Raw genomic sequence first — 15,332 nt, forward strand, 5'->3', positions numbered from 1 at the left:
TAGGGACACCTCATGGAGACACCGGCCGGCGCGATCTCCTCGGCCCCGGTAGGACGACAAGGTCAGGCACGGGGATCCGGGCGAAGCCAGTGGGCCTCAGTGGTCCAGCCCAGGAAACAGTGCCCCCCACCCGAGTCGGGCGAGCCTCCGGCTGCGGCCTGGCGCAGGCCGGTCAGTGCCGGAGCGAGCCGAGCCGCGACATGACCTGGATAGCGCGCCATCTCCTCGTCCAGTCGGGCGATCACCAGGGACTGTTCCGCAGGACCGCAGAGCGCCAGGTGGAACACCATCTGGCGCCATGCGTACGCCGTGTCCTTGATCGTGGACAGCGGTCGCGGGTTGCCGTGTATCCGGGCAGTCAGCAGGCACACGGTGCTGAAGCAGCGCCGAGCCAGGTCTCCCCAACCGGGCTCGGGACTGATGCCGATTCGGCCGACCAGGGTGGCCAGGTTGTGTGTGGTGAGGATCTGGGCCTGCTCTATGACCTTGCCGTTGGCTGCCACGGACCAGCTCCGGGTGCCCGAATCACCGGCCCGCGCTGCGCACAGCTTCGCGAATCCGGGCGAGGTGCGCGCCCGATGGGTACGGCGCAGCGAGTCGCTCGCCTCGGTGATCGCGAGGTTGCGGACCGCCGCGTAGTCGATGCCGTAGTAGCGCTCGTACAGCGTGCCGCCGAGCAATTCGGCGGCGACCCTCGCCGCAGCAAGGAACTTCGGTGTGAAGGTGCCCATGAAGATGTCCGAGGCCAGCTCCTCGACGAACGGTGCGCCTGCCTCGGCCTGCCGAGCGAGCACACTGAGTTCGCGCACCAGAGGGTTGGGCAGGAGCGTGCCGGGGAAGGCCTGCACGGCCAGTTCGCCGAGTTGGCGCAGCGCGGAGTGCGCAGCCTCCTGCCCCTGATCGGCGCTGCGGAATTGGGCCACTGCACGAACCCAGGGCAGCTCCTCGATCCGTACCTGCTGGGCGAGGTCGAGCAGGAGCAGCGAACGGCGGTTGCGGAACGCCCGGTAGTTCGCGGCCATCAGGGTGCGCAACGCCAGGTCCTGATACGCCTGCGAACCGGTTGACGCGACCAGCTGCGGCACCAGTTCGGCCAGGACCTCGGCCGAAGGCACCACACCGCGTTCCACGAGCGTACCGATCGGAGCGCTCAGCGCGGCCTCCACGACACGTCGCACCGCTACCGGGATCACCGCCCCCGCGGGCAGCCCGGTCTCCGCGGCCTCGCGGGCCGAGACGTCCGCGATCAGTGGTGTCACATCGGCCGCGCCGGTCTGCTGCGGGAGTCCGGACAGCCGGCGCAGAACGAGTTGGGCGAGCGCGTGGTGCGAGGGCTGAGCCGCCTGCGCCGCCTGGCGGGTGCGCAACTTGCGGTGCTGTCCGGAGCCGGGACGGCCACGCCGTCGAACCATGGACTCCACCGCGTGGCGCAGCAGCCCGAGTCGGCGCGCGTCCAGCGGCCGACCTGCGACGGTTTCCTCCAGGGCGCCGCGCAGGATGCCCAGGTTCTCCTTCGGGTCGCGGTGCTTGGTGCAGCGCGTGTGGGTCGCCGCGAGCTCCCGGTAGCGCCGCAGGAGCATCTCGCCGCGCTCCCGCCAGGTGTCGTCCGGCACGCGGTCCAGCACGCGGCCGGTCCCGGCTGTTTCCAGCCAGTGGGCCAGCAGTTCGTCGCCGAAGGGCTGCCAGACGGTGAGGGCCTCGCGCTGGGTCTCCACCGCGGGGTGCGGCCGTCGGGCGGACAGGGACGCGCCGACCTCGCCGACCGTGCGCCGGTGGACTGCCTGAACGTCCGGCGCAGGCAGGACGGACGGCCGAGGCATGAAACGCAGCCGATCGGCCCACGGTTCCAGGATCTCGACGAGCTCCAGCGCACCGGTCACGTCCCCGGACCGCACCAGCCACGCCACGATCAGCAGCGCGGCTTCCTCGGGCACGACGATCTCGTAACGTCCACTGTCGAGCAGCGCGCACAGCCGTGCCAGGCCGGGTTCGGTGAGGCAGTACGCGAACAGCGCCCGACGCTCGACGGGCACCCCCGCCAGGGACGCAGCCTCGCGCTCATACGGTTGGAGCGGGCCCTCGGCGCTCGCCGCGGAGGTGGCGAACCCGCCTCGTACGACTTCCGGGGTCACCCAGGCGGGCAGCCCAGCCACCGGGGTGCGCGAGCCGATGGTCAGGCGGCCGTCGGCCATACCGGAGAGCACGGCCTGCCAACGGTCGACGCGGCTCGCGGCGCGGCCCCGGGTGTCGGCTTCACCATGGGTCAGCCGGGTCAGGAAGGCCTGGGCCTGCATGGCCTGGGGATACGTCATGGAGTCTCTGGACCCTGCGGAATGCTGCTGCTCAGCGTCGTCGCTCATAAGCCGACGTGGCAGGTTCCGCCCCTGCGCCCTCCGGGTCCGGAGCCCGGTGCTCTGCTACTGAGCTACACGCCGTTGAACGTGAGGCTAGACGTCTGTCCGAAGTCCGTGCAAGCGCATTGTCCGAGCGAACCGCCTTCGGTAGCCGGTAGCTGTTGCTTGTTGACAACGGGACACCGTCGCAGGGGAACCTTCGACGGGTCGGTCGCCGCGGTTGCGGCCCGCCCGCACCAGGCCCTGTTCGTCGAAGCGATCGGTGAAGATGATGACACCGTGGATCAGTTCCACCTTCCGCGCGCCTGTGGGCCATCGGCTGAGCAACGCTTCCGCGGTCATGGGCGCCGTCGGCGGCGGTGTGGCCGCCGAAGTAGCAGGAGCAGGTGTGTCCCCACTGGTCGGGGGCGTACGGTTCAGCGCAGTGGCGGAACCGGTGGGGCATGCGCGCGTGTGGGTCTCATCGCGGGTGGCACAGTTGCTGCAGGAGCTGGTCGTGACAGAGGGCACAAGGGTGGTCGGAGCGGGTCGATTTTCCACCTGTTGCTGTCGTCCCAGCACTGGACACGGGAGAAGGCGGTGACGGTGTGGAAGAGAGTGATATGTCGTAGCGCGGTGCTTCCCGCCGCGGCCCGCCTGGACCCCTGCTCGGCACTCGGCCCCGTGACGTCGGCCGGCCCGGGCTCAACTCGCGGGTGCAGCGTCCCGGCCAGGCAGGGCGTCAGTGGGCCACGTTCCCCGCATCGATCGGGTGATCTGACCGAGTGGAAGGATTGCTGCCTGTACGGCTGTAAATGATCAGCAGGACTTCAACTGTCAGGGCGTCTGGATCGTCAGCGAGGCGGTGTTGGTCATGGCCAGTGCGGTCATTCCCGGCCCGCGCGTGGAGTAGAGATCTGCTGCCGCCCACTCCCTCTTCGGGGGACAGCTGTCTGGGGCGGGCGGCCTCGCAAGCCCCGGGAAGCCTGCGGCGGCGGGCGGCCCGTCAATTGCTGGATCAGCAAGCCTCTCTTGCTCGCGTGAGCATGGGCGCCGCTGCCGGCGGCAGGTGCTCTGGCGGGGGCAGGCTCCAGAACGCACGGAACCCGCCCAGCGATTGTCGCGGGGCGGGTGCCGTGCAGGTGCAAGCAGCTCAGGCCGGGGTGATGTTCTCCGCCTGCGGGCCCTTCTGGCCCTGGGTGACGTCGAAGTTCACCTTCTGGCCTTCCTGGAGCTCACGGAAGCCGGAGCTGGCAATGTTGGAGTAGTGAGCGAAGACGTCGGGGCCGCCGCCGTCCTGCTCGATGAAGCCGAAGCCCTTTTCCGAGTTGAACCACTTGACGGTTCCGCTGGCCATTTTGCCCTCCAAGGGGACTGGTAGTCGGCTCCCGCACCGTGCGGGGACCGGAGGTGATCGCCTTGGTCCTCAGAGACGTTGAACAGCAGAAACGCCCGTGGGAACGTTCACGGGCGACCAGTACTTCGGAACCATGACAGCTGCCCCTGACGGTACACCGGTAGCTCCGCCTTCATCGCGGGAACGCGTGAGGAGAATCCCAAGCCGTCACTTCCCGGGCCCCGGTGCCTCGCCGCATGGGACGGCCAGCAGCGCGTCGGCCGGTTCGAACCGACCAGTCAGGTCTGCTCGGAGTGCGGGCCCAGGACCGTCCCCAAGCCCCCGGCACATCCGTTTTCCGCCGGACGCTCTCCAGCCCGGACTTTCAACAGCTCCTCGGTGCCACGGGCGCCGGCGTCGATCAGATCCAGTGCAGCACGGACGGCGTCACCCTCCTCAACCGTTCCATCGCCCGTGCTTCCTCCGCCGAGCGGCATCCCGGCCACTGCGACGACCAGAACGTCGACGAATTCCGCGGAGAGCTCCTGGCGGGCCGATACGAGCCCCTGGACCTGCTAGGGCCGGTCCTGACCGTGGACACCACCCGCTTCGACGACGTCGACATCGACGCACTGGCCACTCAGGTGTCCGCTCTGCTCCCCTGACGGGCCATCACCCGTCAGAATGACCGGCCGGGTTCGCGGCGTCTCTTTCCGCGAAGGGATCCCTCGTGCACGCCCTACGTCTGCGAGCCCCGAACGTTCGAGAAGCATGTTCGCCACGACGTCGTGGTGACGGGCTCGGGGACGGCGACCGTGCGGGAGGTGGCCAGGCTCTCCAGCCATCGCATCTCGCTGAACTGCCGGTGGGCAGGGCGGCCGTCGCGGACGGACAGCCGGGCCACGAAAGAGCTGCGGCCAGGCGGTGTGACGCGCCAGACGGCGTTGTCCTCGTACCGCTGGACCTCCATCCGTACGGCCGCGCCGTCGAGTCCGTGTACTCGCTCAACGAAACCCGGGTCAGTGATTCGAGCAGATCGAGCTGCGCGGCATGGGGGAGACAGAAGAACGACGGCACGGCGGGCACAGGCCTTCTCGGTGGTCGGGGCGGCGGGTGTCAACCGTGACCGCAAGCCGGTCAGGGCAGCTGACTGTGTTGCGCGTTCTCGTATGGCCGAGCTGACGCTGCACCGGACGGAGACGATGCTGTTCACTGGTCGGGAGCATGCCGACGGCGGTGAGCACGCACCGCCTTGCTGCGCCTGACATCCCCGGGGTACTCCCAGCCGGACTCGATCCGCTCCAGCAGGACCGGCGGGGCGGTGTGCACGACGAGGTGGTGGAGAAGGGTGCCGTTCTGGTGCAGCGGGGTGAACATCTCGGCCGCGGACGCGGGGTTGAGGGCTGTCATGGGCACGGTGACGGGCACACCGGTATGCCGGGCCAGGCCGGTGACCGGCCCGGTGGTCAGGGTCCGCCGGAGCGGCAGTTCCTGGTAGTCCCGCGGGCGAAGAGCGTGACCGGCGAGTGCGGTCCGCGGAACACCGCCGACGGCCTCCGGTTCGGCGATGACCGTGCCGGGCATCGCCTCGCGCAGGTTGACGGCGAGGGCCCTCTTGCCGCCGCCGAAGGGGCCGTTGAGCCAGATGATCACGTGCCCTCCACAGTTGCGGCGGGTGTCCCGCCGTGCTCAACGGGCGCCCGGAGAAGCACGTCACGGCCTGGCCACTGGAACACCATGCGTGACAACGGTCTGTCCACTACGTCCCCGGCGGGCAGCAGGCGATCGGGCGTTCCGGCCGGGTGCACGGTCAGGCCCGGGTCGTCGCCGTCGCGTACGTCACGGTCCCAGGCCCGCACCGTGGCCGCCAACTGCTGGGCAAGCTGCGGCCCTTGCGCACCGAAGGCATGGACAACCCACTCCCATTCCCTGTCGGCCGGGCTGTCGCCGTGCCGGGTCTGGACGTGGACGAGGTAGGCCAGTGCGGCGTTGCCGAGGATCGCAGGGGCGTCGCCGTCCTTCGCGATCAGGGTGACGCCGGTGCCCTTCTCCCGGTGGGCGGACAGGCGGCAGAAGCCGGGCAGGGTCGTGGCCGCGTAGAGCTGGAGCGAGCCGAAGTAGAAGCCGCTGCCCATCTTCACGCCGGTGGCGATTTCGTGACGCGGTCCGCGCAGCGCCTCCTCCAACCCCTCTGTGAGGGCGGGGTCGCCGTCCTCGAACCGGAGCCGCAGCTCACCGCCGAGGAGGTCGACGACCGGGATGGTCCGTGCGTGCTCGCCCTGGGCGCGGATGAACCCGCAGTGCGTGAACCTCTCCGCGTGCAGGACATCCCCGGCGCGCCGGAACGTGATGGCCCGGGTATAGCCGCCGATCTCAAGCGGCAGGACCAGGCGTCCGCCCTCGGCGAGCTGCTCGCGCCAGGCCGGCGCGATGTCCCATACGTTATAGGTGATCATGGTTGCGTCGAACCCGCTCCGGGGGACGAGGTGTGCGGGCGCGCCGAGGGCGGCGTCGCCGTGGAAGGCGGTCACGTCTCCGCTGCCGGCCTCCGTGGTGAGCCTGCGGGTGCGGTGCACGATATACGGGTCGATGTCTCCGGTGACGACCCGTCCGTTGGGGCCGACGACGTGGGAGAGGAGCGCGGCGTTGTAGCCGCCGGACCCGGCCTCGTGCACGACCGCGCCGGCCTCCAGCTGGAGGTTTTCGATCATGTCGGCCTGGAGCCAGGCCGCACTCACCGAACTCGTCGGCTTGCCCGTGCCGTCGAGGCGGGTGACGACGGCCTGGTCGTCGTACGCCGTCTTGAGGTCCCTCTCCGGCGCGTATCGGTGCCGGGGCACCGTGCGCAGCGCATCCTGAACCTTCTCGGAGGGTGCCCAGCCGCCGGTGACAACAGCCTTGGCCATCGCCTGCCGCCGCCGGACAGCTTCGGCGGGCTCGCCGGGTACGGGCGGTTGCGCAACGGCGAGGGGATAGGTATGGACGGGCGGCAGGCCGGGGATGACTCCGGGCCAGATGGCGTCGAGCGTCAGCGCGGATGGTGTGAAGATGTTTCCGGCGTGGGCGAGGCCGTGGAGGTCGTGCCACTCCCACCGCTCGAAAAGCGACGTCTCACGATTGGTGAGGGTGCCGGACCAGGCGGTGATCCGAACGGCTGCCGTCAGGCGGGGCATGCCGTGGCTGTCGTCGGCGAGCATCGCCACCACGTACGCGTCGCAAACCGAGGCGGTCAGGCCGGTCTCCTCCGCGAGCTCCCGTACCGCCGCCGAGGCGAAGTCCTCCGAACCGGAAGTCTTGCCGCCCGGCAGTTCCCACATGCCTCGGGTGGACCGGCCGAGCAGGACCAGGCCGGCCTCATCGGTGACGACCGCGAGGGCACCGGTCAGGGCATGGCCGGTGGGCGGCCGCTTTTCGACCGCAGTTGTGCCGACGTTCCTGGGGCCGCGCAGGACGAGGACGGCGAGCCCGTCCGCTTCCAGCCGCTCGGCCTGCCTCCAGCCCGCGGTGAGTAGACAGATCTCGCCTTCGTCGAGAGCGATGTCCCGCCGCTCCTTCGGGGTGCGCTCGGCTGTGGGCGTGATGACGACGAGCGCGCCGCCGGGGCGCAGCCGCCCATCGAGCGCGTGCAGGGCACGGTTGCGGTCGCGCAGGAACGGGTACGCCAGGCGCAGTGTGATCAGGTCGTAGCCGTCCTGGTGCAGCTCCACCAGGTCCTCGCGCTCGATATCCAGCCGCAACCAGCGCACTCCCTCCACGCCGGCGTGCTCGGTCCGGGCCCGCTCGATCGCACTGTCGGCGAAGTCGACGGCATCCACGAGATATCCGAGGCAGGAGAGGTGGACGGCCAGCCCGCCGGTCCCACAGCCCACGTCGAGCGCGCGCCCGCCGCCGTCCGGCACCGGGGTGTGTTCGGCGAGCAGCGCCCGCTCGGCCTCACCCAGCTGCCGGAAGTTCTTCCCGTCGGCGTAGTGCTTGTGCCATTCCTCGCGGACGACGTACTCCATGGTGCTGCTCCTCAACTGGTCGGGTGCGCTGGGTGTGGTGTTCACAGGCGGCCCGTGGCACGGAGCCGGGCCAGGGTGCGGCGGCCTCGTTCGAGGAGTTCGCGTACACGCCGGCCGTACCTGCCCTCCGCTCAGTGCCGAGGTAGGACTGGATGAGCCCCTTCAGGGCCGAGGTCCATTCCGCCTCGTAGGTCCAGAGGCTCCCGTCACCCATGACCTCGACCGTCGCACCCGGGGTGGCGACGCGATCGGCCATCGCCAGGGAAGCTTGACGGGTCATCCAGTGGAAAGCCCGGGAGCCGGTGACCGGATCGCCTGTAGCCGACGTACGGGGCGGTGAACTCCTCGGCGGCGATGGCATGGTAGGCGACAGCTGACTGTCCGAGCCGTGGCCGGAGCAGCTCGGAAGCTGTGCGGAGCATGTCCTCGTCCCGGTCGACGAGGTCCACGCGGCCGATCTGCGCAAGGGCGGGAAGCAGACCGACGGTTACCTGGCCGGTGCCCGAGCCCAGGTCGAGCAGCGTCGGCCGGTCGATGCCCTCCAGGGTCCGGGCGAGGAGCTGAATGGCCTCGTCCGGGATCCCAGGTCGGTAGCGGGCGTAGTCGGGCGCCGCCGAGTCGAACAGGTTCACGACTCTCCTCGTTCGGTATGGGAAGGGGCGGCCTGTCCGGGTACAGCGGTGAGCGGCGGCAGTACCCAGTCCAGGGCGCCGGGGCCGGTTCTGGGGGCGACGTGCTGCTGCCCTCCGTCTGCCGGGATGTCGACGTGGAACCGGTCGGGGCACCCGGCGCGTGTCCAGAGGGCGTGGACCTCTTCGAGCTCGGCCCACACATCGCGGGGGCCGTGCACGCGCACGGTGCCGTCGCCTGGACTGGCCACGGCCCAGGAGTCCTCCTCGGGTGCGATCACGGTGAGTGTGTCGGCCTGGAAGTGCCGGACCACCCCTGGGACGAGGTATGCGGCCGACAGCCAGAACCCGTACGCCTCGTCCGCGGGCGGCGTGAAAGCAGTGGTGCAGGAAAGTCCAGGGTTCTCCGCGATCCGGGTCAGGTGGTGCTGGGCGGTGAGCCAGGTATACCCGTGCAGGGGCCGGTGGCCGCGAGGCCCGCCTTCCAGGACAGCCTCGACGCGCCCTCCCGTCGTGCGCGCCACCAGGCACTGCCCCGGCCAGCTCGGCGTCCGCGTCGCCAACGTGGTCACCAGCCGCCCGCCGGGAGCGAGCTGGTCCACCCACGCCGACGGCAGGCACGGCACACCGATTCCGGAATGGATCCGGTCGTACGGCGCCCGCGGCGCGTGCCCGTCGAGCGCGTCGCCGGCCACCACCTCCGCGCCGACGCCGACCAGGTCGAGATTCTTCTGTACGAACGCGGCCATGTGCTCGTCCCGTTCGACACCGACGGCTCGGCCGGGCCCGGTGAGCGCGGCGGCGAGCGCGAGCGAGACACCCGGCCCGGTTCCGAGGTCCAGGTACCTGTGTCCGGCAGCGATCCGCATCCTCTGCAGGACTTCCACGGTGTACGGGGTGAACGTCGACATCGCCGTCATCCGGCCCCCGCTCACGACGCCGCGGACCTGGCCCTCCAGCAGCTCGCCGTCACGCTGGATCAGGACCGACTCGCCCGAGTGCACGAGCTCCTGCCACTCGGACCGGTCCCGGGGGTGTGCTCCGTCCAGCAGCTCCCACACCACCGGCTCGCTGCCCTGCTCGCTACGCCGTACGTACGCCCGCGGCATCAGCACGCCGCGGTCCAGGCGCGACAGCGCGTCCCGCAGGCGTGGATCGGTCAACACCCCATCGGCTTGCAGGCGTTCGACCAACGCCAGACGCGCCGATGCTGCGTTGGCGAGCGGGCTTTCGGTCACTGAGTCGGCCAAGCCGGATTTGGCTTTCACCGCGGTTCACCTGCCGTCGGCGGCAGGCACTGCGGGCGCCCAGCCGAGCTCGGTGTACGCGGTGCCGGTGCGGATGCCGTCGATCGCGGCACGGGTATAGCGGACCATCGGGTCCGGCAGGCCGTCCAGCGGCCACCACTGCCAGGCCGTGCACGTATCGGGCTCGCGGACCTCCGGCTCTCCGGACCACCGGCTTGCCCGGAAGAACAGCTGAATCCGGGGTTCGGCGTTCTCGTGATCGTCGAGCAGGTGCACGGTGTGCACCAGGGTGAGGTCTGCGGGCTTGATGACGATCCCGGCTTCCTCATACGCCTCCCTGATCAGGCACGCGCGAACACTCTCCCTTTCCACATGACCGGCCAGGGCATGCCACTCCCCGCCTGCGAACTTCACACCCGGGTGACGCAGACCGAGGAGAGTACGGCCGTCGCGCTCCAGGAACAGGTGCGCGCCGATCACGTTCTTCACCGCTCCCGCTCCCGCTCCCGCTCCCGCCCCGTCCTGACTGGCGTCGTCCCGTGGCCCGGACAGTGGCGGAGCGGGGTGCTCGGCGTGGTGGGTCTTGATCACCTCATGAGCCCACGGGCACATCGACAGCTGCTCCATGGTGGCGACGTCGAACCAGGCGAACATGATCCCTTCGGTGACGGGCAGATCGTGGGCGACGCCGTCCCAGCGGGCCGTGTAGACCTGGATGTTCCCCTCGGTGACGTTCGGGCCGTGGGCCTTCGCAGTCGTGTAGGGGGTGATGTCGCAGAGGACGAGCCCCGTCTCTTCGAGGATCTCGCGGACGATCGCTTCGTCCGGGGTCTCGCCGGGCTCGGGCCCGCCGCCGACCAGGGACCAGGTGCCCGGGTCGCAGATCGGTTTGTGTGCGTCCCTCAGGTGCAGGAGGTATTCGCCGCGGCCGTTGTCGATCAGGACGGCAGTGCTCGCGTGCTGAGAGGACGGGGACGTGTTCAAGGTATTACCGCCTAGGCGCAATACCGGTGATTTAGGTCTTTTTCCGGGAGGTTGGGGCTGGTTTGGTGGGTCCGACGAGGGTGACTACTGGGGTGTCCGGCCGGGGCTGGTTGTTGTGTTCGGTGCGTTTGAGGGCCCAGTTGGACATCTTGCGTTTGATGACACGGGGATTGGAGCGTAACCGCCGTGGTTCCAGGAGCCGTTGACCGATTTCAAGCAGAGTCTGTGCGAGGGCCCGCGTGAGTCGGGAGGGGGGAAAAGCCCGCCTGGGCGGTGACCTGGCGGCGGACAACGCGCACGGCGCGGGTGAAGGAGATCCGGTCCGGATCGTGTCCCTCCTGTCGTGCGGCTTCGTGCATGAGGTCCCGCACGGCATGGTGAACGAGGAGGAACGCGAATATCTCCTGCTCGGCCCCGGCCGGGTGCTGGGAGCGCAGGACCAGACGTGGCCCGCCCAGGTGCGTCTTGATCTCGTCCAGCGTGGTCTCGATCTCCCAGCGTTCGGCGTAGAGCGCGGCAAGTTCCGCCGCCGGCGCGGTGTCCGGGTCGAGGAGGGTGGTGACCAGCCGGTAGACGGTGCCGTCCTTCCCGCGTGGGCCAAGGGTGTACTCGATGACGCGGACCCGGGCCGGGTCGGCCCGCCGGTTCTTGTCACGGGCGGCGACGATCTCCGACAGGTAGGAACCATCGGGCAGCGACGTCACCACAGGCAGCACCGCGTTGCTTTTGACCCGCCAGAGCAGGTCGGCGCCGGTTGCCGCGGCGGCCCGCCACAGGTCGAATCCGAGGAACCCGCGGTCGGCCATCAGCAGCATTCCCCGGGTCAACGAAGAGAACAGGCGCCCGGCCAGCACGGTCTCGTGCACCGCCAGCGGACCGACCTCGGCAGCAAAGACCGCATGAGTGCCGCACTCGACCAGAGCCGCAACCCTGGCCTGCGGATACGCACTCCTGCCCTGCCCACGGCCGGTCCCCGGACGCCCGAAATACCCGGCATTCGCCACCGTGTCCGGCAGATCGAACGTCGTCCCGTCCACAGCCACCAACCGCAGCCCCCGAAACCAGGCGCCCCGCGACCCCGCGACGGCCACCGGCCGGCACACCCGGGCGAACAACGCCTTCAGCACCTCCGGCCCCAGCCGCAGCCGCGCCCGCCCGATCGCTCCGCTCGTAGGCACCCGCCACCCCTTTACCCAGCGGCCCTGACGCTCCAGACCCTGCGTGAGAAGACGCCCGACCTCCTCATACCCCTGCCCCGAGAACAGGCACATCGCCAGCACGAAATACACCACCACCCGTGCCGGAAGCAGCCGCTGACGCTGCTCAACACGCCCGCACTCCGCCACCACCTCGTCCACCAGATCAGGCGTAAACGCACGCGTTAACACTCCGAGAGCGATGCGATCCGAAAACCGCTCGCCCCCCACCGACTTCACCTGTCCCGGCCTTGGCACACCCAACACAACGAGCCGACACCCTCAAAGTCACCGGTATTGCGCCTAGGCGCAGGGAGTTGGGTGGAGCTTCGGGCAGGCTCCGCCGCCCGCGGAACGGGGAGCGGCACAGGGCGACAGGCGGCCGTACCGGCAAGCGCTCCCGGCGGTGAGAGGGGGCGGGAACACCGCGGAAGCGGAGTGGCACCGATCGCGGGATGCCGGCCGCGTCCTGGAACGGCGAGGAGCGACGGGACCGACGTGGGCGGAGCCGGGGCCGGGACGCTGAGCGTCAGGGCGATGCGGTCTCACACACCCTCCCCAGCAGGCTTGTTGTCCTTCGCCCCGCTGCGCTGTGCGGGGACAGCGGGGTGGTAGGCGCGGGACTGCAGCAGATACGCGTCCCGGAACGCTCCCGTGCCGGTCTCCGGGTCCATGAGCTCGTCGAACGTCCCGGATTCGGCGACCCGGCCCTGGTGAAGTACGTAGATCAGGTCGGCGTGGCGTACCGAGTGCAGCCGGTGTGTGATCAGAATGACCGTCTGGCCCTGACCGGCCAGATTGCGGATCTGGTCGAAGACCCGCTGCTCAGCCACCGCGTCCAGCGCACTGGTCGGCTCGTCGACGATCAGTACCTCGGCGGCGCGCAGCCGCGCCCGCGCGATCCCCATACGCTGCCACTGTCCGCCGGAGATCTGGTGCCCGCCCCGGTAGCCGCGGGCCAGGAGCGTGGACAGACCTCGCGGCAGCTTGGCCAGGACCTCATCGGCGCCCGCATAGGCGGCAGCAGATTCGATAGCGGTGTCGTCCATCGGGCCGGATGAGCGGCCGATGCCGATATTGACCCGCGCGGTGAACGGCCACCTGTAGAAGTCCTGGGCCACCATGGCGACCCGCCCGAAGATCTGGGACCGGTTGGCCTCGGCAGTGTCGACGTCGCCCCATACGACGCGTCCGCTTCCCGGATCCGGCTGGTAGAGGCCGCACAGCAGCTTCACGAGCGTCGACTTGCCGCTGCCGTTGCTCCCCACCAGTGCGACCGTCTTCCCCGCCGGAATGGTGATGTCGATGTCGCGCAGGGATGGCTCCGGGTCGGTGCTGCCGGGGTAGGTGAAGGTGACCTTCTCGAAGCGGATGTCCTGCACCCGCTCCGGCAGGTCGAGCCCGGTTGTGGGGATGGCCCGGTCGGTGGCCTCCACACACAGCTTTTCGAAGTCGGCGACGAACAGGGCCTCTTGGTGCAGGTCCGTGACCTGCAGCACCAACTGGTCAAGACTTGCCGAGCCGGTACGGATCGCGAGGACCGCAGTACCGGCCACCGAGAGGTCCATCCTCCCGGTCCACAGCAGGACACCCAGCACCCCATAGGTGAAGACCGTCGCCAGACCCGTGGCGCCGTCGGCGATCAGCCCCTTGCGTGCGGACTCGCGGGCCAGACGAGTCTGCTCACGCTCACTGGTCTGTGCCATGCCCCGGAAGTGGGTCAGCAGGAACGGGCCGACATCGTGGACCCGCACCTCGGCGGCCGCCTGCTGATCGATCAGCAGCCGCCCCAGCAACTGCCCGGCTCGGGCATGCTGAACGAACTGATGAAAGGAGACGTACCGCATCTTCGCGATCGTCAGCGAACTCCACGCGCTCGGCAGCGTCATCGCCACCAGCAACGGCAATAGCACCGGGTGCAGAACCGTCAGCACACCTGCCGCAGCGACCAAAGAGATCAACGAGCTGAGGACCGCCGTGCAGTACTTCACCATCCGCCGCGCCGAGTCAGCCCCGTAACCGGCAGAGTCCAGCAACCGGTGGAACTCGTCGTCCTCGATCGCGGACAGCTCCACCCGGGCCACGAGCGACAGATACCGCTCGGTCGCCACCCGCTGCACCCTCGGCTCCAGCCCACCGGTCGCCGAAGTCGATGCCGACCGCAGCAATGAACCGATCACCCCCGTGAGGGCAACAGCGGTCAGGGCCGGCACGGCCCGCTCCAGCCGCTCCACCGTCGAACCGCCGGCCAACAGGTGCCCCAGGACCGCGTTGACAGCAACCAGACCAACAGCCTGAGCGATACCCCGGTCCAACTCGGCCAACCACACCGTGCGCAGCGCCCGCGCGTCAGCCTGGTGCGCCAGCCGGACGGCGATGGCGACCAGCTTCGGCAGCGTACGGGCCATCGCCCACAGATCGAGGGCGAGCCACGCCCCCTGATGCCGACTCCAGCCGATGTCGTAGGCCAGCTCTCCGCCGAACAGGAGGCGCTCGGATTCCGAGACCCCGATGTCGGCCGGTGTCTGGCCGACGGAATCGTCGCTCATGCCCTCCACCTCGTGTCCGACCCAGCTGAGCGGTGGGCGAAGGCACCGACCCGCCGTGCCCCAGGGGCTGAAAAAGCCGGGACGGCCCGTCGTCGTTCGATTCCGAGGGGTTGATGTGCGGGGGTGGGTACAGGATTCATCGAGTCCTCCAGCAGGCCATCGAATGGCACGGATGCTCTAGAAACGGCGCTTCTGGCTCGCCGTAACGGGTGACAGTGGGGGCAATGCGGGACGCCTGTACGAATTTCGGGGCCGATCCCATGCGTTGCGGGGCGGGGCCCTTGAAACGCCCTCGTTCGAGGGACGGTCGCTCGTTCGGCCCTCTCTTCCGAGGGATTCCGGCCAACCTGAAACCCTGTCCGCCCCGTGCGGCAACTGCGCGGCGACGGCGCACGCCGCGCGGAGTCACGGTGACGGCAATGGCCCGATTCCACACGGCCACAGCCCTGCCGCCCGGCCGGCGTGCCAGGCTGCCACCCACTGCGCAGCCCTACCCGCCCTCTTGCGACCCGGCGACGCGCGGCAACACCACCCCGACAGTGAGGAAACCCCCATGACCGACGACTCCACGTCAGAGGTGTTCACGGGCGGCTGCCTGTGTGGACAACTCCGTTTCGAAGCGACGGGAGAGCCCTACGACCCCCACCTGTGCTCCTGCCCCCACTGCACCCGCCTGTCCGGCGGCGCGTTCATGACCTGGGTCGGCTTCCGCCGGACCGCCTTCACCTGGACCGGTCCCGGCACACCCGCCTCGTTTCGGCCCTGGCCCACGCTGGAGCGGTGGTCCTGTCCCGCGTGCGCGACGCACCTGGGGGCGGCGGGTGAAGGGGAGGACTACCTCGGCGTCTGCGTTTCGGCCCTCGACAACGGTGCCGAGATCGTCCCCATCGGGCACAGCTTCCGCGACGGCACCCCCGTATGGCTTCCGCCCATCCCTTCTACCCAATCGGCGTCCTGATCCGCCGGGCCCCGAGCGGGCCCCGACGAGTGCCGTCACAGGGTAGAAGCAGGGCACTGGCCTGTTCGTCCGTGGAGGCCAAAGCGGTTGAGGCTG

General features: G+C 69.6%; 12 protein-coding genes and 1 tRNA gene. 2 read left to right on the forward strand and 11 right to left on the reverse strand.

All coding sequences use genetic code 11. The features are described 5' to 3' along the window. Window positions 1-62: 62 nt before the first annotated feature. The 3 genes from OG611_RS38835 to OG611_RS38845 all read right to left on the reverse strand — a co-directional run bounded on the left by OG611_RS38835 (window position 63) and on the right by OG611_RS38845 (window position 3,690). A complete protein-coding gene (locus tag OG611_RS38835; RefSeq protein ID WP_266431124.1) occupies window positions 63-2,360 on the reverse strand; it encodes a hypothetical protein in 2,298 nt (765 codons plus the stop codon). 3 nt (window positions 2,361-2,363) lie between these two features. Further along, window positions 2,364-2,435 (reverse strand) — tRNA-Arg (locus OG611_RS38840). A 1,051-nt stretch (window positions 2,436-3,486) separates the two neighbouring features. Then, window positions 3,487-3,690 (reverse strand): cold-shock protein, encoded by a 204-nt coding sequence (locus OG611_RS38845; protein WP_010982331.1) that lies wholly within the window; start codon window positions 3,688-3,690, stop codon window positions 3,487-3,489. Between the two features lie 236 nt (window positions 3,691-3,926). On the opposite strand from OG611_RS38845, the gene OG611_RS38850 reads away from it, so the two are divergent. Next, a complete protein-coding gene (locus OG611_RS38850; RefSeq protein WP_266431130.1) occupies window positions 3,927-4,334 on the forward strand; it encodes a hypothetical protein in 408 nt (135 codons plus the stop codon). Window positions 4,335-4,408: 74 nt separating this feature from the next. Here OG611_RS38850 and OG611_RS38855 read toward each other — a convergent pair whose 3' ends face one another. The 8 genes from OG611_RS38855 to OG611_RS38890 form a co-directional block, all read right to left on the reverse strand. Further along, entirely contained in the window at window positions 4,409-4,639 is a 231-nt protein-coding gene (locus OG611_RS38855) for a hypothetical protein (RefSeq protein WP_266431132.1), read from the reverse strand. Between the two features lie 239 nt (window positions 4,640-4,878). Beyond that, a complete protein-coding gene (locus tag OG611_RS38860; RefSeq protein WP_266431134.1) occupies window positions 4,879-5,322 on the reverse strand; it encodes an ATP/GTP-binding protein in 444 nt (147 codons plus the stop codon). Further along, the gene (gene fxlM / locus OG611_RS38865) at window positions 5,319-7,673 is read right to left on the reverse strand and encodes a methyltransferase, FxLD system (RefSeq protein WP_266431135.1); all 2,355 of its coding nucleotides are present in this window, start codon (window positions 7,671-7,673) and stop codon (window positions 5,319-5,321) included. Before fxlM ends, OG611_RS38860 begins: the two co-directional genes overlap by 4 nt. Window positions 7,674-7,879: 206 nt before the next feature. After that, window positions 7,880-8,305: a class I SAM-dependent methyltransferase gene (locus OG611_RS38870; protein ID WP_266431136.1), complete on the reverse strand. Its 426-nt coding sequence runs from the start codon at window positions 8,303-8,305 to the stop codon at window positions 7,880-7,882. Then, the gene (locus OG611_RS38875) at window positions 8,302-9,468 is read right to left on the reverse strand and encodes a methyltransferase domain-containing protein (protein WP_266431137.1); all 1,167 of its coding nucleotides are present in this window, start codon (window positions 9,466-9,468) and stop codon (window positions 8,302-8,304) included. The genes OG611_RS38870 and OG611_RS38875 overlap by 4 nt, the downstream gene beginning before the upstream one ends. Before the next feature lie 108 nt (window positions 9,469-9,576). Further along, window positions 9,577-10,533, reverse strand: coding sequence for an NUDIX domain-containing protein (locus OG611_RS38880; protein WP_266431139.1), 957 nt, complete (start codon window positions 10,531-10,533; stop codon window positions 9,577-9,579). Between the two features lie 212 nt (window positions 10,534-10,745). Beyond that, window positions 10,746-11,987, reverse strand: coding sequence for an IS4 family transposase (locus tag OG611_RS38885; protein ID WP_266426215.1), 1,242 nt, complete (start codon window positions 11,985-11,987; stop codon window positions 10,746-10,748). Between the two features lie 287 nt (window positions 11,988-12,274). Further along, entirely contained in the window at window positions 12,275-14,278 is a 2,004-nt protein-coding gene (locus OG611_RS38890; RefSeq protein ID WP_266431141.1) for an ABC transporter ATP-binding protein, read from the reverse strand. 553 nt (window positions 14,279-14,831) lie between these two features. Here OG611_RS38890 and OG611_RS38895 point away from each other — a divergent pair. Next, complete coding sequence (locus OG611_RS38895; protein ID WP_266431143.1) at window positions 14,832-15,236, forward strand: GFA family protein; 405 nt, start codon at window positions 14,832-14,834, stop codon at window positions 15,234-15,236. Window positions 15,237-15,332 lie beyond the last annotated feature (96 nt).

The sequence above is a fragment of the Streptomyces sp. NBC_01363 genome (genome assembly GCF_026340595.1).
GTDB lineage: Bacteria > Actinomycetota > Actinomycetes > Streptomycetales > Streptomycetaceae > Streptomyces.